Source organism: Achromobacter sp. EG18 (assembly GCF_059759395.1).
The window spans coordinates 970,639-986,549 of record NZ_CM186213.1 but is presented as its reverse complement, the minus strand read 5'-3'; the positions used below and the strand labels follow the sequence as shown (position 1 = coordinate 986,549).

Here is a 15,911-nt window from a genome sequence, read left to right as displayed (position 1 = left end):
GCGGCGCCGCAAACACCTTCCGACAGGAGGTCCACTGGCGGGACGAACGCGTTACAATCGCGTCGTTTGCACGCCGGGCGCAGGCCTATCCGCGTCAACCCCAACCACGTCCCGCTGTCCGCGGGACGCGTTTTTTAGCGCCCTAGATGCCGATCAAAGACCAACTCTTCCTCGCCAGCCAATACCTCGCGCCGCATCACCTGGTGTCGCGCCTCTTCGGCTACGCCTCGGACTGCCGGGAACCCGCGATCAAGAACTGGATGATCTCGCGCTTCGTACGCAAGTACGGCGTGGACATGCGCGAAGCCGAGCAGGAAGACGCGCTGGCCTTCGATTGCTTCAACGATTTCTTCACCCGCGCCCTCAAGCCGGACGCCCGTCCGCTCGATGACGAGCCCGGCGGCGTGCTGTGCCCCGCCGATGGCGCCATCAGCCAGATGGGCGCCATCGAACATGGCCGCATCTTCCAGGCCAAGGGCCACAGCTACGGCCTGACCGAACTGCTCGGCGGCGACGCCGAACGCGCCGCGCCCTTCCAGGGCGGGGAATTCGCCACCATCTACCTGTCGCCCAAGGACTACCACCGCGTCCACATGCCGGTGGCCGGCACGCTGCGCGAGATGATCCATGTGCCGGGCCGGCTGTTCTCGGTCAACCCGCTGACCGCGCGCAACGTGCCGCGCCTGTTCGCGCGCAACGAGCGCGTGGTCTGCCTGTTCGACACCGAACACGGGCCGATGGCCGTGGTGCTGGTCGGCGCCATGATCGTGGCGTCGATCGAAACCGTGTGGGCCGGGCTGGTCACGCCGTACAAGCGCCGCGTCAAGGCGGTGCGCTACGACGACGCCGCGCGCGCGCCGATCCATCTGGCCAAGGGCGCCGAGATGGGCCGCTTCAAGCTGGGTTCGACCGCGATCGTGCTGTTCGGGCCGGGCAGGATCCGCTGGGCCGACACGCCCTCGGTGCGTGGCCCGGTGCGCATGGGCGAATTGCTGGCGCTGCCGCGGGACTGAAACCGACGGCATGGGGCGGTTCGCGCGACTGCGCAAACCGACGAACGCGGCGGTTCGCGCGAACGCGCAAACCGATGAGCGCGGCGGTTCGCACAGCGGCGCCGTGTTGTCCGGAAAAAGCGAACAGGCAATAGCGGTTTTATTCGCTTTATACGATCAGGCGGGCTGGGTAGATTGGAGGTTTTTCGCGTCCTCCAATGACTACGAGCGTCCTGCCCGCCCCCGCGTCCGCGACCCGCGCCACGCCCCGTCCCGCCCGCGCCCTGGCGCGCATGCTGTCCCTGGACGATTTCGAGGCCGCCGCGCGCCGGCGCCTGCCACGCCCGATATTCGGCTACGTCGCCGGCGCCGCCGAGGACAACCAGTCGCTGCAAGCCAATCGCGACGCCTTCGGCCGCTACGCGTTCCAGCCGCGGGTGCTGGTCGACGTGTCGGGCCGCAGCCAGCACACGGAACTGTTCGGCCAGCGCTACGAATCGCCATTCGGCATCGCGCCCATGGGCATCAGCGCACTGTCGGCCTATCGCGGCGATATCGTGCTGGCGCGCGCCGCCCGCGAACAGGGCATTCCCGCCATTCTCAGCGGCACCGCGCTGATCCCCCTGGAAGAAGTCATCGAGCAGGCGCCCGGCACCTGGTTCCAGGCCTACCTGCCCGGCGATCCCGCGCGCATCGACGCGCTGGTGGCGCGCGCGGCCCGCGCCGGCTATGAAACGCTGGTGCTGACGGTGGACATCCCCGTCGCCGCCAACCGCGAGAACAACGTGCGCACCGGATTCTCGACGCCCCTCAAGCCCAGCCTGCGACTGGCCTGGGACGGCCTGACCCGGCCGCGCTGGCTGGCCGGCACCTTCCTGCGCACGCTGCTGGCTCACGGCATGCCGCATTTCGAGAATTCGTTCGCCACTCGCGGCGCGCCCATCGTATCGGCGTCGGTGCTGCGCGACTTCAGCGCGCGCGACCATCTCAGCTGGGAACACGTGGCGCGCATCCGCCGCCAATGGCCAGGCACCCTCATCATCAAGGGCATCCTGCATCCCCAGGACGCGCGGCTGGCGCGCGAACACGGCGCGGACGGCATCATCGTCTCGAACCACGGCGGCCGCCAGCTCGACGGCGCGATCTCGCCGCTGCGCGCCCTGCCCGGCGTGGTGGCCGAGGCAGGCGCCATGCCGGTGATGATGGACAGCGGCGTGCGCCGCGGCGGCGACGTGCTCAAGGCGCTGGCCCTGGGCGCGCGCTTCGTGTTCGTCGGCCGCCCCTTCAACTATGCCGCCGCGGTCGGCGGCCAGGCCGGCGTGGCCCACGCCATCGGCCTGCTGCGCGCCGAAGTGGACCGCAACATGGCCATGCTCGGCATCAATCGCCTGGAAGAGATGAACGCCGGCCTGCTGGCGCCGGCATGAACCGGGAGGCCGGGCGCGGCCGCGGCGCGCCGGCCCGCGGGCGCACGGCATAGAATGGCGGTTCCCCCGCTATCGCCGGGCGGGCCTGCGCGCCCGCCCTCGCCCCGCCGCCCGTGTCCCTACGCCAATCCTCGTTTTTCCTGCGCTTCCTGACCCTGGGCGCGCTGGCCCACGTCTATGTGGGCGCCCGCCTCATCCCCGATGCCGGTTTCGACGGCCCCGGCGCCGCCGCCGCCATCCTGCTGCTGATCCTGTCGTGCGTGCTGATTCCGTTGGGGATGCTGGGCCGTTCCTCGGTGCATCCGCCCTGGGGCGACCGCATCGCCTGGGTGGGCCTGATCGCCATGGGCCTGTTTTCGTCGCTGTTCGTGCTGACGGTGCTGCGCGACGCCGCATTGCTGGTGACATGGCTGGCCGGCCTGGCCATTAGCGCGGACCTGCCCTGGCCCGCGCTGCGGCGCGCCAGCGCGCTGGCGGTGGCGGCGCTGGCGCTGGCCGCCACGCTGCTGGGCTTCTACAACGCCCGCCGGCGGGCGCGCGTGGTGACGGTGGATGTGCCCGTCCGCGGCCTGCCGGCCGACCTGGACGGATTCACCATTGCCCAGATCAGCGATATCCACGTCGGCCCGACCATCAAGCGACGCTATGTGCAGGCCATCGTCGACGCCGTCAACGAACTGGCGCCGGACATGATCGCGATCACCGGCGACGTGGTGGATGGCAGTGTCGAGCAACTGGCGGCCCAGGCCAGCCCGCTGGGCCAGCTGCGCGCGCCCTTCGGCGCCTACCTGGTGACCGGCAACCATGAATATTATTCAGGCGCCGCGCCCTGGGTGGCGGAGTTCCGCCGCCTGGGCCTGCGGGTGCTGATGAACGAGCATGCCGTGATCCACCCGGCCGGCCTGCCGGTGGTGGTGGCCGGGGTCACCGACTACAGCGCGGGCGCATTCGACCCGCAGCAGCGCAGCAATCCGGCCGCCGCCCTGGCCGGCGCGCCGCCCGACGCCCAGGCCAGGATCCTGCTGGCGCACCAGCCGCGCAGCGCGGCCGCCGCCGCGCCGCTGGGCTACACCTTGCAGCTGTCGGGCCACACGCACGGCGGCCAGTTCTTTCCGTGGGGCTTTTTCGTGCGGTTCCAGCAGCCCTACACGGCCGGCCTGCACCGGCTCGGCGGGATGTGGATCTACATCAGCCGCGGCACCGGCTACTGGGGCCCGCCCAAGCGCCTGGGCGCGCCTTCCGAGATCACCCGCCTGCGGCTGCGGCCGGCCACGCCTTGACGGCACGTCTGCGGCGCTCCCGCGCCCGGCCGGCGCCGACGCTCAGGCATCCTCCGGCAACGGTCCGCGCTCCAGGTAGCTGGTGAGCGCGATATCGCTGGTGGTGTTGGTGATGCCCTCGATCTGGTGGATGCGCGCCAGCAGTGCCTCGAGCGCCTGGGTGTCGCGCACCCGCACCTTGAGCAGCATGGCGCTCTTGCCGGTAATGGTGTGGATCTCCTCGACTTCGGTCAGCTCCGCCAGGCCCAGCACCTGCTGGGTGATGCTCCAGTTGTTGGTGTCGACGTGGATGAATGCCAACAGCGGACGGCCGATGCGGGCGCCATCCAGCTTGGCGGCGATGCCCTTGATCAGGCCGTCACGCTTGAGGCGCTTGACCCGTTCGTGCACGGCGGGCGCCGACAGGTTCAGCAATTTGCCCAATTCGGCGTAGCTCGGCGAGGCGTCATCCGCCAGCAGTGTTAATAGTTTTCGGTCGCGGTCGTCGAGATCTGGCATTGGAATCTGGTTCTGCCTAACGGCATTCGAACTTTTACGGGATAAGGGAATATCGGTGTTAACCCTTATTTTATTCCAATAAAATCCTCGCAATGCAGAACCGCAACACCGCTCGCGAGCCCTCGCGCCGCCAGCCGCTTCCCCCCGCCATTCCCGCCTTGATGTTCGCCGTCAGCGTAGTCGGCTCCAATGGCCTGGCCCTCAGTCCGATCCTTGCCGATGTGGCGCGCTCGTTCGCCAGCACGCCGCTCACCGTCAGCACGGCGATTTCGGCCTATGGCGCGGCCACCGCCGCCAGCGCCTTTCTGCTGGCGGCCCGGATCGACCGCTGGGGCATCCGCCGCTCGCTGCTGATCGCGATGGCCGTGCTGATCGGCGCCCTGCTGCTGTCGGCCGGCGCGCCGCACTGGATCGTCCTGACCCTGGCCCAGGCAGTGGCCGGCGCCGCCGCCGGCGTGATCCTGCCCGCCGCCTATGGTTCGGCGTCGCTGGTGGCCGCCGCCGGACAGGAAACGCGGGCGTTGGGCCGCGTGATCTCGGGCTGGTCGGTGTCGCTGGTGGCCGGCGTGCCGCTGTCGGCGCTGATCTCCGACGCCATCGGCTGGCGCGCCACCTACGGCTTGCTGGCCCTTTGCGCGGCGGTGGCCCTGGCCGGCCTGCGCAAGCTGCCCGAACGCCGCGGCGCCCATGCCGCGCCGCCGCGCCTGTCGCGCCTGCTGGCGCCGCTGTCCTACCGCGACGTGCCAGTGCTGCTGCTGGGCTGCCTGGCATTCTCGTCCGCATTCTATGGCGTCTATGCCTTCCTGGCCGACCACGTGCGGACCCTGTTGGCCTTGTCCGCGGGCCAGGTCGGCTTCATTGCGTTCGCCTATGGCGCCGGCTTCCTGCTGGCCGGCCTGGCCGGCGCGCCCCTGATCGAACGGCTTGGCCCGCGCCGCGCCGCGCATTGCCATTGGCGCTGGCCGCCCTCAGCGCGGTCTATCTGGCGTTGTTGCCCGCGGCGCATGCGCTGGCCGCGGTATTGGCCCTGGCCGTGCTGTGGGGCGCCGCTTCGCAACTGAGCCTGAACCTGCTGGTGCTGCTGTTGTCGCGCGCCCGCCCGGAGGAACGCGGCGCGGTGCTGGGTCTCAATACCTGCACGACTTATCTGGGCGCCAGCGTCGGCACGGCCGTGGCCGGCACGCTCTATACCCACGCGGGTTTCGAAAGCCTGGGGCTGGTCGCCGCGGCCGCCTTGGCCCTGGCCGCGATCGGCCTGCACTGGCGCCTGAACGGCCGCCGCACGCGTGAAGGCCGCGTCACCGCCTGACGCCCGGCCTCAGGAAGGCAGCACCACCGCGCAATCACGTCCGGCGCGCTTGGCCTGGTAGAGCGCCAGATCGGCGCGCCGCAACACATCCGACATGCTGGCGTCGGTTTCCAGGAAACCGGTCACGCCGCCGCTGGCCGACAGCACCAGCGCCTGGCCATCGATATTGGCGGGATGCTGGCGCAGGCTGAGGCGCAATCGATCGCAGACCGCCAGCGCCACGTCCTTGTCGGCGTCGGCCAGCAACACCACGAATTCCTCGCCGCCCAGGCGGCCCACCGAATCGCCTTCGCGCAGGCAGGCCCGCAACTGGTCGCAGAAATGGCGCAGGGCCGCGTCGCCGCCCAGATGGCCATAGCGATCATTGACCTGCTTGAAATAATCCAGGTCCAGCATCAGCGCCGTATGGCGGGCGCCGCGCTTGGCGGCCTCCAGCATCGCTTTCATGCGCTGCAGGATTTCCGCGCGGCTCCAGCAACCGGTCAGGCCATCGACCTTGGCCAGGCGTGCCAGGGCGGCCTCGTTGCGACGGCTCTCGGTCATGTCCATGCCGATGTTGATCACGCTGCCGTCCGGCAGCCGCACATTGGACCACAGCACCGACAGGCGCTCGCCATCGCGCGCCAGCGGGTGCCATTCACGGAACGAACGATGCGCCGCGAATCCGACGCTGTCGAGCACGCGCGCGCGGATGTCCGGGTCGGGATAGAACAGCGCCAGCGGTTCGGCGTGGCGGTTGATTTCCTCACGGGTCCAACCGAAGCGGCGTTCGCAGGCCTCGTTCCACAAGCTGCATTTGCCATGTTCGTCGAAGGCGTTGATCAACACCGGGGCCTCGTGGAACAGGGCCTCGTATTGCGCCACCACCTGGCGCAGGCGCGCCAGTTCCTGGTCGCGCGGGTCCCCGGCGTTGCCGCTGTCGGTCTCGGCGACGCGCGGCTGCGGCACAGTCAGGGCGTCATTCGAGGAAACGAGTCGCATGGGTTCGCTGGCAGGAAGAATCGTCGCGGCCCGGCGGCATTCGCCTGGGGCGTGAGAAGGCGCGGCCAGTATACGTGCTGGCCGCCGCCGTGACTGCCAAGAAACGTCAATTCGCCGTCATGCCCGGCGGCGTCTACCAGGGAAAGGCGATCAGGTCGCCATACAGGCTGCGCAGCCTGGCCTTGACCGCCTCCGAGTTCTGGTAGATGGCAATGAATTTCAGCAGCCGCGGGTCCTGCGCGTGATCGGGCCGGACGACCCAGCGGATCGCGTAGCGGCGCACATTGGCCGGATCGGTGTTGTCGAAGGCCAGGCCATCCTTCTCGTCCAGCCCGGCCTGCTTGGCGAAGGTGGTGTAGGTGACCGACGCGGTCACGTCGTCGAAGACGCGCGCCGATTGCGAACCTTCGATCTGCACGAATTTCAGGCGCTTGGGGTTGTCGGTCACGTCTTCGATCGTGGCCCGATGCGCCACGCCCGGCTTGAGCTTGATCAGCCCGATCGACTCCAGCAACAGCAAGGCGCGGCCGGTGTTGACCGGATCGTTGGGGACCGCGACCGTGGCGCCGTCCGGCAGGGGCTGCCCCTTCTTGAGCTTCTTCGAAAACAGGCCGATGGTGGTGGAATAGCCATAGGCGATGGGAACGAGGCCGGCGCCGCGCCGCGCGTTGAACAGTTGCAGGAACGGTTCATGCTGGAAGAAGTTGGCGTCGATCGAACCGTCGGCCACGGCGATATTGGGCAGCACCCAGTCGCTGAACTCCACCAGTTCGACTTCCAGCCCCGCCTTGCGCGCCTCGGCGACCGCCAGTTCGGTGGCGCCGTTGGCCACGGACGGAATCAGGCCGATGCGCAGCGGCTTGTCGGCGGCCAGCGCCGGGGCGGCGCAGGCCAGCCCCAGGGCGGCCGCGGCGGCGCCACGCGCCAGAATGAGGAACAGGGAGTGCAATGACATGGAATCGTCCGGAAAGAAATCGCTCGACCCGGGTATTGTGCCGCAGCGCCGCCGCCGCGCGGCCAAAGGCCTTGGTCGCGCAATGGCGATGGCGTCGCGCCACGGCGCTACACTCGATGCCAGCATTGAAACCCCGCATGACGGAGCCTGATCTTGCAAAACACCGCCACCCTGCCCAACCAAGTCACCCTGATCGGTGCCCCGACCGACATCGGCGCGGGCGCGCGCGGCGCCTCGATGGGCCCCGAAGCGCTGCGCGTGGCCGGCATCGGCCCCGTCATCGAGGCGCAGGGCTTCCAGGTCACCGATCGCGGCAATCTCTACGGCCCGGCCAATCCGTGGCAACCGCCCGTCGACGGCTATCGTCACCTGGACGAAGTGACCGCCTGGAACCAGGCCGTGCACGATGCCATGTACCAGGCCCTGACGCAGGGCGCGTTGCCCATTCTGCTGGGCGGCGACCATTGCCTGGGCATCGGCTCGATCAGCGCGGTGGCGCGCCATTGCCGCGCCGTGGGCAAGAAATTGCGCGTGCTGTGGCTGGACGCGCACACCGACTTCAACACCAACGCCCTGACGCCGACCGGCAACATCCACGGCATGCCGGTGGCCTGCCTGTGCGGCCATGGCCCGGCCCAGATCACCGGCATGTCGGGCCAGACGCCCGACATCGATCCGTCGTGGGTGCGCCAGATCGGCATCCGCAGTGTCGACGAGGGCGAAAAACGCCTGGTGCACCAGGCCGGCCTGGAGGTGTTCGACATGCGCTACCTGGACGAAATGGGCATGCGCGCAACGATGGAAGCGGCGCTGGCCGGGCTGGACGAAGACACCCACCTGCACGTGAGCTTCGACGTCGACTTCCTCGACCCCGAGATCGCGCCCGGTGTCGGCACCACCGTGATGGGCGGACCAACCTACCGCGAAGCGCAACTGTGCATGGAAATGATCGCCGACACCGGGCTGATGCGCTCGCTGGATGTGGTCGAACTGAACCCCGCCTTCGACGTGCGCAACAAGACCGCCGACCTGGCGGTGGACCTGATCGAAAGCCTGTTCGGCAAGTCGACGCTGGTGCGCCGCGGCGCCTGACGCTTCAGGTCTCGCCGTCGCGGCGCACCGCCTCGGCCGCCGCCGCCAGGCTTTGCACGTGGGCCTCGCGGCGCGCCCGTACCCGCGGCGTGGGCCCCGCCAGGCACAGCGCGTACCATTCCCCGGCCCGCTCCAGCGCCACCGCCAGGCCGGTCAGGTCCGCCACGCTTTCGCCGGCATTCTCGGCCCAGCCCTGGGCCTCGGCCCGGGCCACGTCCGCCAGCAGCGCGGCCCGCGTGGTGCGGGTGTGATCCGTGTAGCGGCGGAAATCCGCCGCCGCCAGCACCGCCTCCCGCTCGCCCGGCGCCAGGCGCGCCAGGATCGCCTTGGCCACCGCGCTCGTGTGCAGCGGCCGCCGTTCGCCGGGCCGGGTGGCGTAATGCACCGGCTGCGCCGATTCGGCCACCTCCAGGAACAGCACCCCGCCGTCCTGGATCTTGCCCAGCATCACCGTCTCGTCGGTCCGGTCGCGCAGCGCCGCCAATTGCGGCCGCACCCGCTCCAGCCAGGGGTCGCCCGCCTGGATCAGGCCGCACAGCGCCTGTAGCCGCGGCGTCGGGTAGTAACCGCCGCGCCGCCGCACCTCGTAAAGATAGCCGCGCCCCACCAGCGTGCGCACCAGGGCCAGGCAGCTGGACATCGGCGCGCCCAGCCCTTGCGCCAGTTCGGTCAGCGACAGCGGGCGGCGCGCCTGCGCATACAGCTCGATCAGTTCCAGCGTCCGGACGACCAGTTTGACTTCCATGGCGATGGCCCCGCGATGATGTGTTGACTTTTCATATATGGGAACATAAATTCTTGCACAGGAATTTTTATTCACCAATAAGAATAAATTTTCAGCCGGATGGAGAACCGGCGCCCCGGCCCAGCATTCGCGTCACCCAAGAAAACCGATATTCGGCTCGCCCGACGGGCCGTGGAGACAAACCGATGCGTATCAATCCCTTGTGCGCGGCCGTGGCCGCCACGCTGGCCGCCTGTGCCATGCATGTTCCGGCCGTCCAGGCCCAAGCCGCCGCCGGCGCCGACGTCGTGCGCCTGGGCGTTTCCAACGACCGCTCCGGCATCTATTCGGACCTGGGCGGGCTGGGCTCCGAAGTGGCCGTGCGCATGGCCGTGGAGGACTTCGGCGGCAAGGTCGCCGGCAAGACGGTCGAGGTGGTCGGCGCCGACAACCAGAACAAGGCCGACGTGGCCTCGGCCCTGGTGCGGCGCTGGTTCGATACCCAGGGGCTGGTGGCGGTTGTCGATGGCGGCGCCAGCTCCGCCGGCCTGGCGGCCCAGGGCGTGGCGCGCGAGAAAGGCGGCACCGCGCTCATCAGCGGCGGCTTCGCCGGCGATTTCAGCGGCAAGCAATGCAGCCCGCTCAGCACCCAGTGGGCGCCCGACACCTACGCGCTGGCCAATGCGGTGGTCAAGAGCGTGGTCGAAAGCGGCGGCAAGTCCTGGTATTTCATCACCACCGATTACGTCTTCGGCAAGTCGCTGGAGGCCAACGCCAGCCGCTTCGTGCAAGGGGCCGGCGGCAAGGTGCTGGGCAGCACGCGGCACCCGCTGGGCGCCATGGATTTCGCCTCGTTCCTGGTGCAGGCGCAGGCCTCCAAGGCCGACGTGGTCGGCCTGGCCAGCGCCGGCGGCGATCTGGTCAATCTGATCAAGCAGGCCCAGGAGTTCGGCCTGACGGGAGGCAAGCAGCGTTTGCTGACCTTCCTGACCTTCATCAACGACGTGCAGGCCATGGGCCTGCCGGTGGCGCAGGGCCTGACCTTTCCCACCGGCTTCTACTGGGACGCCGACGACGACACGCGCGCCTGGACCCGCCGCTGGCAGCAGAAGATGGGCGTGACGCGTCCGCCTTCGATCGTGCAGGCCCTGAGCTACGTCGCCACCACGCATTACCTGCAGGCCGCGCAGGCCGCGGGCAGCTTCGAAGGCGCCGTTGTCAACCGGAAGATGCGCGAGTTGCCCATCACCACCAAACTGATCAAGAATGCCCGCATACGCCCCGAAGACGGGCGAGTCATCATGGACCTGTATCTGGTGGAAGTGAAAAAACCCGCGGAATCCAAGTACCCCGGCGACTTCTACCGCATCCTGTCCACGGTGCCCGGCGAGAAGGTATTCGTCTCGCTGGCCGACAGCGAGTGCCCCTTGATCAAGAAATAAAGCCAATTCCCCGAGGAGACATCCCATGAAGTGCTATTGCGTCGTCAACTTCCGCGAACCGCTGCAGCAGATGGACCAGGCCACGCCCGCGCCGCAAGGATCGCAGGTGCTGCTGAAGGTGCGCGCCGCGGGCGTCTGCCACAGCGATATCCACTTGTGGGAAGGCGGCTATGACCTCGGCCAGGGCCGCACGCTGTCGCTCAAGGACCGCGGCGTATCGCTGCCGCTGACGATGGGCCACGAGACCGTGGGCAGCGTGGTGGCGGCCGGTCCCGACGCGCGGGGCGTGGAATCCGGCCGCAACTACCTGGTCTATCCGTGGATCGGCTGCGGCGCCTGCCCGACCTGCCTGTCGGGCCAGGAGAACCACTGCACCGCGCCGGCCTGCCTGGGCGTGCATCGCGCCGGCGGCTATGCCGACCACATCCTGGTGCCGCACCCGCGCTACCTGATCGACATCGGCGACCTGGACCCGGCCCGCATCGCGCCCTACGCCTGCTCCGGCCTGACCACCTATTCGGCGCTCCGGAAGATCGGCGAGGCCGTCTACCGCGAGCATCCGGTGGTCATCTTCGGCGCCGGCGGCCTGGGCCTGATGAGCCTGACGCTGATCAAGGCGCTCGGCGGCAAGGGCGGCATCGTGGTCGATATCGACCCGGCCAAGCGCCAGGCCGCGCTGGAGGCCGGCGCGCTGGCCGCCATCGACGGCGCCGCGCCGGACGCCGCGCAGCAGATCATCAAGGCGGCGGGCGGCAAGCCGCTGCAGGCCGCCATCGACCTGGTCGGCGCGCCGTCCACCACCGCCCTCGCCTTCGACTTCCTGACCAAGGGCGGCAAGCTCATCATCGTCGGCCTCTTTGGCGGCGCCTCGTCCTGGCCGATCGCGCTGATTCCCATGAAGGCCATGTCCATCATCGGCAGCTACGTCGGCAACCTGGCCGAACTGCGCGAGCTGATGGACCTGGTGCGCGCCGGCAAGGTGCCGCCGATGCCGGTGCACCGCTATCCGCTGGACGAGGCCGACAGCGTGCTGGCGTCGCTGCGCGCCGGCAAGGTGCTGGGCCGCGCGGTATTGACGGTGGATTGAAGTTGGCTTGAAGTTGGATTGAAGGCGGCGCCCCTCGCCAGGGCCCGCCCGGACGGTCGCGGCGAATGGGCCTATCATGTCATCTGCACACCCGCCCATCTTCCAGCAAAGGACCTCGCATGACCGACCGCCAGCTCACCATCCTCGCGGCCATCAATCTGCTGATCGCCGTCGGCGCCGGTGCCTTCGGCGCGCACGGCCTCAAGCGCCTGGTGACGCCCGAGCTGCTGTCGGTCTGGCAGACCGGCGTCATGTACCATCTGGTGCATGGCCTGGGCCTGTTCATCATCGCGCTGCTGGGCGCGCGCTACGGTTCGCCGTTGCTGTCGGCCGCCGGCCTGGTGATGTTCATCGGCATCGTGCTGTTTTCAGGTAGCCTGTACGTCCTGACCCTGACCGGCACCCCTTGGCTGGGCGCCATCACGCCCGTGGGCGGCGCCGCGTTCCTGGCCGCCTGGGCCATGGTGGCGCTGGCCGCCTACCGCGCCCAGGGCTGAATCCACGCCGGGCCGGCGCCCGGCAACCCCGCATTACCCCTTCTGGCGGCCTCGGCCGCCTTTTCCGCTGAACCCCGATGTCGTCCCCTACCGTTTTTCCCGCCGCGCGTGACCACTCCGCCTTCGCAGGCATCGCCTGTGTCGCCGGCGGCATTTTGTTCCTGACGCTCAGCGATGCCAACGCCAAATGGCTGGGCACCACCTACAACCCGCTGCAGATCCTGTTCCTGCGCGCGCTGATCGCGCTGCCGTTCGTGACCGCGCTGGCCATCTGGCTGGGCGGGCGCCGGGTGCTGCGCACCGACCATCCCGGACTGCACCTGACGCGCGGCGCCATCAACGTCGTGTCGGCCTGTTGCTTCTACCTGGGGCTGCGCGCGCTGCCGCTGGCAGAAGCCACCGCCATCGCCTTTGCCGCGCCGCTGTTCGTGACGGCGCTGTCGGTACTGATCCTGAAAGAACGGGTCGATGGCCGGCGCTGGCTGGCGGTGCTGGCCGGCTTCGCGGGCGTGCTGATCATTGTGCGGCCGGGCACCGATGCCTTCCAGGCGGCCACGCTGCTGCCGCTGACCACCGCGTTCCTGTATGCCGTCATGATGATCACCGCGCGCGGCATCAGCCGCGGCGAAGGGATGCTGACCACCACCTTCTACATCGTCGCCGGCCAGCTGGTGTGCAGCGCCGTGGCGCTGCCCTGGGTCTGGCATACGCCGGCCATGGCGGACCTGCCCTATTTCGCCGCGGTGGCGCTGTTCAGCACGCTGGGCCTGGCGCTGATCACGCAGGGTTTTCGCATCGCGCCGGCCTCGGTGGTGGCGCCGTTCGACTACACCGGCCTGATCTGGGCCACGCTGCTGGGCTGGATCTTCTGGCGCGAGGCGCCCGACGCCTACGCCTACCTGGGCGCCCTGTTCATCGCCGGCAGCGGCGTCTACATCGCGCTGCGCGAGGCGCGCGGTTCGCACAAGCGACGCGCCAAGGCGTAGGCGTCCGGGACGCATTGGCCGCGGCGGCGTCGCCGTGGCCAGGCGTGCCGGCTACTCGGTCGGCGGCGGAAAATTGCGCTTGAGCACGCGCGCCACGTTCGGTTCCTGCGCCGCCTGGCGCGCCACCGCCGTCAAGGCCGGACAGTTGGCCTCGAACCAGGCCGGGCCGGGCCGCCAGTGCGTCATCACCGTCACGTACAGGTCCAGCGCCGAAAAGCGGCGGCCCAGCATGTGCGGGGTGCCGGCCTGGCGCTCCAGTTCCAGCCACACTTCGGCGCGGCGGCCGTGTATGCGTTCACGCAGCAGCTCGGCCGGCGCGCCCGGCGTGGTCCATTGCGGCGGGTCGTCGCCATAGGTGAAGGTCGGATAGACCGCCGCCACCAGCCGCACCAGCAGGTTCAGGAAGCGCGCGCGCTCGGGCCGCGAGGCTTCCGGCGCCAGGCCCGCCTGGGGCGCCACGTCATGCAGATGCAACACCATGGCCGCGCTTTCGGTCATGACCTCGCCGTCCGGCGTGATCAGCGTCGGCACCTGCCCCAGCGGGTTCAGGCGCAACAGCCGCTCGCGCTCGGGTCCGGGCTTCAGGTACGGCACGTCGGTCAGCGTGTGCGGCACGTCGGCCAGAGCCAGCGCCATCTCGACGATGGCCGAACCGCAGCCCTGCGAGCCGATCAATTCGTAGGTTTTCATCATCGTGGTCATCCTCCGGTTTGCGCCGGCGCGAGCCGCAGCAGTTCGCCGGGCGACGCGTCGGTCAACACATAGACATAGCCATCCGGGCCTTGCCGCACGTCGCGGATGCGCGCCTTGCGTTCACCCAGCAGGCGCTCCTCGGCCACCACCCTGTCGCCATCCAGCGTCAGCCGGATCAGGTCCTGGTCGGCCAGCGCGCCGATGAACAGGGAACGGCGCCACGCCGGGAAACGGTCGGCGTCGTAGAACGCCATGCCGCTGATGGCCGGCGACCTGGCCCACCAGTACAGCGGCGGCTCCATGCCGGCCAGCGTCTCGCCCTTGGCTTCCGGTATCGGCTGGCCCGAATAGTTGATGCCATAGGTCGCCAGCGGCCAGCCATAGTTCCTGCCGGCCTGTACCAGGTTGATTTCGTCGCCGCCGCGCGGACCATGCTCGTGCTCCCACAGCGCGCCTGTCCACGGATTGAGCGCCATGCCCTGCGGATTGCGATGGCCGTACGACCAGATCTCGGGACGCGCGCCGGCCTTGCCGACGAAGGGATTGTCGGGCGGCACCGAACCATCGGGCGCGAGGCGCACCACTTTGCCCTGAAGCTTGTCCAGATCCTGCGCGGTGGGCCGCTGGTTGTTCTCGCCGAGCGAAATGAAGAGGTGGCCCTTGCCGTCGAACACCAGGCGCGACCCGAAGTGCTGTCCTTGCGACAACTTGGGCGCCTGGCGGAACAGCACCTGGAAGTCCTCCAGCGCGCCGGCATCGGCCGACAGGCGGCCGCGGCCCACGGCGGTGCCGCTGCGCGAGCCGTCCGATTCGGCATACGAAAGATAGACGTAGCGATCCCGCGCGAAGTCCGGCGACAGCGCCACGTCCAGCAAACCGCCCTGCCCCTGCGCCGCCACCTTCGGCACGCCCGCCAGCGGCTTGGACAAGCCGCCGGGCGTGCGCAGCAGGCGCAGGTGGCCGGGCCTTTCGGTGATCAGCACGCCGCCCCCGGGCAGGAACGCCATCGACCACGGGTGGTCCAGGCCGCCCACGACCACCGTCACCTGCGCGCGCGCGGCGGGCGGCTGGCCGGGGCTTTTCTGTGGCGTGGCCCAGGCCGCGGCCGTCCACAGCGCGGCGCCGGCGAAAGCGATCAGGGACGAGACGCGACGGATCGCGGGCGGGCGTGACGGCATGGACATCTCCGGCGGCTGGGTGAGGCGCGGCGGTGCTCGGCGGCGCCTTGCGGGTGGCGTACCATAGGAGCCTGTGACGGGTGGCCTCCCCGTCCTTTCCTTTCAGGAGACTCCCTTACATGAAACTGTACTACATGCCCGGCGCGTGCTCGCTCGCTTCCCACATCGTGCTGGAATGGATCGGCAAGCCGTACGAAACCCGCAAGCTCAGCCGTGACGAACTCAAGGGCCCCGAGTTCCTCAAGGTCAATCCGCTCGGCGCCGTGCCCGCGCTGGACGACGACGGTTTCACGCTGACCCAGAACGTCGCGATCCTCGAATACCTGGCCGAACAGGCGCCGCAGGCCAACCTGCTGGGCGACGGCTCGGCCCGTTCGCGCGCCGACGTGCGCCGCTGGCTCGGTTTCATCAATTCCGACATCCACAAGACGTTCTCGATGATCTTCGGCGCGGGCCGTTTCCTCAGCGAGGAAGCGCCGCAGCAGGAACTGGCGGCGTCCGCCTCCAAGCTGCTGACGCGCCTGTTCGCGCTGCTCGACGCCCAACTGATCAACCAGCCCTACCTGGGCGGCGAGGCGCCGTCGGTCGCCGACGCCTATCTGTACGTGGTGCTGCGCTGGGCCCACGCCAAGCAGGTCGACCTGTCGGGCCAGGACCACCTGGCCGCGTTCTTCAAGCGCATGCAGGACAACGCCGGCGTCAAGGCCGCGCTCAAGGCCGAAGGCCTGGAATAAGCCCGCCAGGCCGGTATGACCGGCCGGCCCGAACGC

At 69.2% G+C, this 15,911-nt stretch carries 18 protein-coding genes; 12 read left to right on the top strand and 6 right to left on the bottom strand.

Annotation, left to right across the window (positions count from 1 at the left end):
* The first annotated feature begins 146 nt into the window (after positions 1-146).
* The 3 genes from asd (at position 147) to AC6CR5_RS04710 (ending at position 3,699) form a co-directional block, all read left to right on the top strand.
* Entirely contained in the window at positions 147-1,013 is an 867-nt protein-coding gene (asd, locus tag AC6CR5_RS04720) for an archaetidylserine decarboxylase (RefSeq protein ID WP_006386075.1), read from the top strand.
* A gap of 197 nt (positions 1,014-1,210) precedes the next feature.
* Positions 1,211-2,419, top strand: a complete 1,209-nt coding sequence (locus tag AC6CR5_RS04715; protein ID WP_498085285.1) for an alpha-hydroxy acid oxidase — start codon at positions 1,211-1,213, stop codon at positions 2,417-2,419.
* Between the two features lie 113 nt (positions 2,420-2,532).
* Complete coding sequence (locus AC6CR5_RS04710; RefSeq protein ID WP_053497996.1) at positions 2,533-3,699, top strand: metallophosphoesterase; 1,167 nt, start codon at positions 2,533-2,535, stop codon at positions 3,697-3,699.
* 42 nt (positions 3,700-3,741) lie between these two features.
* Here the strand turns inward: AC6CR5_RS04710 and AC6CR5_RS04705 are convergent, their stop codons facing one another.
* On the bottom strand, positions 3,742-4,197 hold the full coding sequence (locus tag AC6CR5_RS04705) for an Lrp/AsnC family transcriptional regulator (RefSeq protein WP_006386078.1): 456 nt from the start codon (positions 4,195-4,197) through the stop codon (positions 3,742-3,744).
* A 92-nt stretch (positions 4,198-4,289) separates the two neighbouring features.
* Here AC6CR5_RS04705 and AC6CR5_RS04700 point away from each other — a divergent pair, with 92 nt between their 5' ends.
* Positions 4,290-5,258 (top strand): MFS transporter, encoded by a 969-nt coding sequence (locus AC6CR5_RS04700; protein WP_498085284.1) that lies wholly within the window; start codon positions 4,290-4,292, stop codon positions 5,256-5,258.
* Positions 5,144-5,506, top strand: a complete 363-nt coding sequence (locus AC6CR5_RS04695) for an MFS transporter (protein ID WP_498085283.1) — start codon at positions 5,144-5,146, stop codon at positions 5,504-5,506. The genes AC6CR5_RS04700 and AC6CR5_RS04695 overlap by 115 nt, the downstream gene beginning before the upstream one ends.
* Positions 5,507-5,515: 9 nt before the next feature.
* On the opposite strand, the gene AC6CR5_RS04690 is transcribed toward AC6CR5_RS04695, so the two are convergent.
* Together AC6CR5_RS04690 and AC6CR5_RS04685 are read right to left on the bottom strand one after the other, a co-directional pair.
* Positions 5,516-6,487, bottom strand: a complete 972-nt coding sequence (locus tag AC6CR5_RS04690) for a GGDEF domain-containing protein (protein ID WP_006386470.1) — start codon at positions 6,485-6,487, stop codon at positions 5,516-5,518.
* A 133-nt stretch (positions 6,488-6,620) separates the two neighbouring features.
* Complete coding sequence (locus AC6CR5_RS04685; RefSeq protein ID WP_006386469.1) at positions 6,621-7,442, bottom strand: MetQ/NlpA family ABC transporter substrate-binding protein; 822 nt, start codon at positions 7,440-7,442, stop codon at positions 6,621-6,623.
* Here AC6CR5_RS04685 and AC6CR5_RS04680 point away from each other — a divergent pair.
* Both AC6CR5_RS04680 and rocF read left to right on the top strand, forming a co-directional pair.
* Positions 7,441-7,593, top strand: a complete 153-nt coding sequence (locus tag AC6CR5_RS04680) for a hypothetical protein (RefSeq protein WP_155523066.1) — start codon at positions 7,441-7,443, stop codon at positions 7,591-7,593. The genes AC6CR5_RS04685 and AC6CR5_RS04680 overlap by 2 nt on opposite strands.
* 2 nt (positions 7,594-7,595) lie before the next feature.
* Complete coding sequence (gene rocF / locus AC6CR5_RS04675) at positions 7,596-8,534, top strand: arginase (protein WP_150100387.1); 939 nt, start codon at positions 7,596-7,598, stop codon at positions 8,532-8,534.
* 4 nt (positions 8,535-8,538) lie between these two features.
* Here the strand turns inward: rocF and AC6CR5_RS04670 are convergent, their stop codons facing one another.
* Entirely contained in the window at positions 8,539-9,279 is a 741-nt protein-coding gene (locus AC6CR5_RS04670; RefSeq protein WP_054438478.1) for an IclR family transcriptional regulator, read from the bottom strand.
* Positions 9,280-9,464: 185 nt separating this feature from the next.
* Here AC6CR5_RS04670 and AC6CR5_RS04665 point away from each other — a divergent pair, with 185 nt between their 5' ends.
* The 4 genes from AC6CR5_RS04665 (at position 9,465) to AC6CR5_RS04650 (ending at position 13,270) form a co-directional block, all read left to right on the top strand.
* Complete coding sequence (locus AC6CR5_RS04665; protein WP_006386466.1) at positions 9,465-10,700, top strand: ABC transporter substrate-binding protein; 1,236 nt, start codon at positions 9,465-9,467, stop codon at positions 10,698-10,700.
* 25 nt (positions 10,701-10,725) lie between these two features.
* Positions 10,726-11,787, top strand: a complete 1,062-nt coding sequence (locus tag AC6CR5_RS04660) for an alcohol dehydrogenase (protein ID WP_006386465.1) — start codon at positions 10,726-10,728, stop codon at positions 11,785-11,787.
* Positions 11,788-11,906: 119 nt separating this feature from the next.
* A complete protein-coding gene (locus tag AC6CR5_RS04655; RefSeq protein ID WP_047990728.1) occupies positions 11,907-12,284 on the top strand; it encodes a DUF423 domain-containing protein in 378 nt (125 codons plus the stop codon).
* 77 nt (positions 12,285-12,361) lie between these two features.
* Entirely contained in the window at positions 12,362-13,270 is a 909-nt protein-coding gene (locus AC6CR5_RS04650) for a DMT family transporter (protein WP_200221242.1), read from the top strand.
* 51 nt (positions 13,271-13,321) lie between these two features.
* Here the strand turns inward: AC6CR5_RS04650 and AC6CR5_RS04645 are convergent, their stop codons facing one another.
* Together AC6CR5_RS04645 and AC6CR5_RS04640 are read right to left on the bottom strand one after the other, a co-directional pair.
* Positions 13,322-13,960, bottom strand: coding sequence for a glutathione S-transferase family protein (locus AC6CR5_RS04645; protein ID WP_047991591.1), 639 nt, complete (start codon positions 13,958-13,960; stop codon positions 13,322-13,324).
* Between the two features lie 8 nt (positions 13,961-13,968).
* Positions 13,969-15,141: a PQQ-dependent sugar dehydrogenase gene (locus AC6CR5_RS04640; protein ID WP_050807734.1), complete on the bottom strand. Its 1,173-nt coding sequence runs from the start codon at positions 15,139-15,141 to the stop codon at positions 13,969-13,971.
* A gap of 119 nt (positions 15,142-15,260) precedes the next feature.
* Here AC6CR5_RS04640 and AC6CR5_RS04635 point away from each other — a divergent pair, with 119 nt between their 5' ends.
* Positions 15,261-15,875 carry a glutathione S-transferase family protein gene (locus AC6CR5_RS04635; protein ID WP_020927553.1) on the top strand — a complete coding sequence of 205 codons (615 nt, stop codon included), beginning with the start codon at positions 15,261-15,263 and terminating at the stop codon, positions 15,873-15,875.
* Positions 15,876-15,911 lie beyond the last annotated feature (36 nt).

Excerpts from the sequence above, each read along its gene's own strand:
- asd (WP_006386075.1), top strand. The coding sequence starts at position 147 with ATGCCGATCAAAGACCAACTCTTCCTCGCCAGCCAATACCTCGCGCCG.
- AC6CR5_RS04715 (WP_498085285.1), top strand. The coding sequence starts at position 1,211 with ATGACTACGAGCGTCCTGCCCGCCCCCGCGTCCGCGACCCGCGCCACG.
- AC6CR5_RS04705 (WP_006386078.1), bottom strand. The coding sequence starts at position 4,197 with ATGCCAGATCTCGACGACCGCGACCGAAAACTATTAACACTGCTGGCG.
- AC6CR5_RS04700 (WP_498085284.1), top strand. The coding sequence starts at position 4,290 with ATGCAGAACCGCAACACCGCTCGCGAGCCCTCGCGCCGCCAGCCGCTT.
- AC6CR5_RS04690 (WP_006386470.1), bottom strand. The coding sequence starts at position 6,487 with ATGCGACTCGTTTCCTCGAATGACGCCCTGACTGTGCCGCAGCCGCGC.
- AC6CR5_RS04680 (WP_155523066.1), top strand. The coding sequence starts at position 7,441 with ATGGAATCGTCCGGAAAGAAATCGCTCGACCCGGGTATTGTGCCGCAG.
- AC6CR5_RS04685 (WP_006386469.1), bottom strand. The coding sequence starts at position 7,442 with ATGTCATTGCACTCCCTGTTCCTCATTCTGGCGCGTGGCGCCGCCGCG.
- AC6CR5_RS04670 (WP_054438478.1), bottom strand. The coding sequence starts at position 9,279 with ATGGAAGTCAAACTGGTCGTCCGGACGCTGGAACTGATCGAGCTGTAT.
- AC6CR5_RS04665 (WP_006386466.1), top strand. The coding sequence starts at position 9,465 with ATGCGTATCAATCCCTTGTGCGCGGCCGTGGCCGCCACGCTGGCCGCC.
- AC6CR5_RS04660 (WP_006386465.1), top strand. The coding sequence starts at position 10,726 with ATGAAGTGCTATTGCGTCGTCAACTTCCGCGAACCGCTGCAGCAGATG.
- AC6CR5_RS04655 (WP_047990728.1), top strand. The coding sequence starts at position 11,907 with ATGACCGACCGCCAGCTCACCATCCTCGCGGCCATCAATCTGCTGATC.
- AC6CR5_RS04650 (WP_200221242.1), top strand. The coding sequence starts at position 12,362 with ATGTCGTCCCCTACCGTTTTTCCCGCCGCGCGTGACCACTCCGCCTTC.
- AC6CR5_RS04645 (WP_047991591.1), bottom strand. The coding sequence starts at position 13,960 with ATGAAAACCTACGAATTGATCGGCTCGCAGGGCTGCGGTTCGGCCATC.
- AC6CR5_RS04640 (WP_050807734.1), bottom strand. The coding sequence starts at position 15,141 with ATGCCGTCACGCCCGCCCGCGATCCGTCGCGTCTCGTCCCTGATCGCT.
- AC6CR5_RS04635 (WP_020927553.1), top strand. The coding sequence starts at position 15,261 with ATGAAACTGTACTACATGCCCGGCGCGTGCTCGCTCGCTTCCCACATC.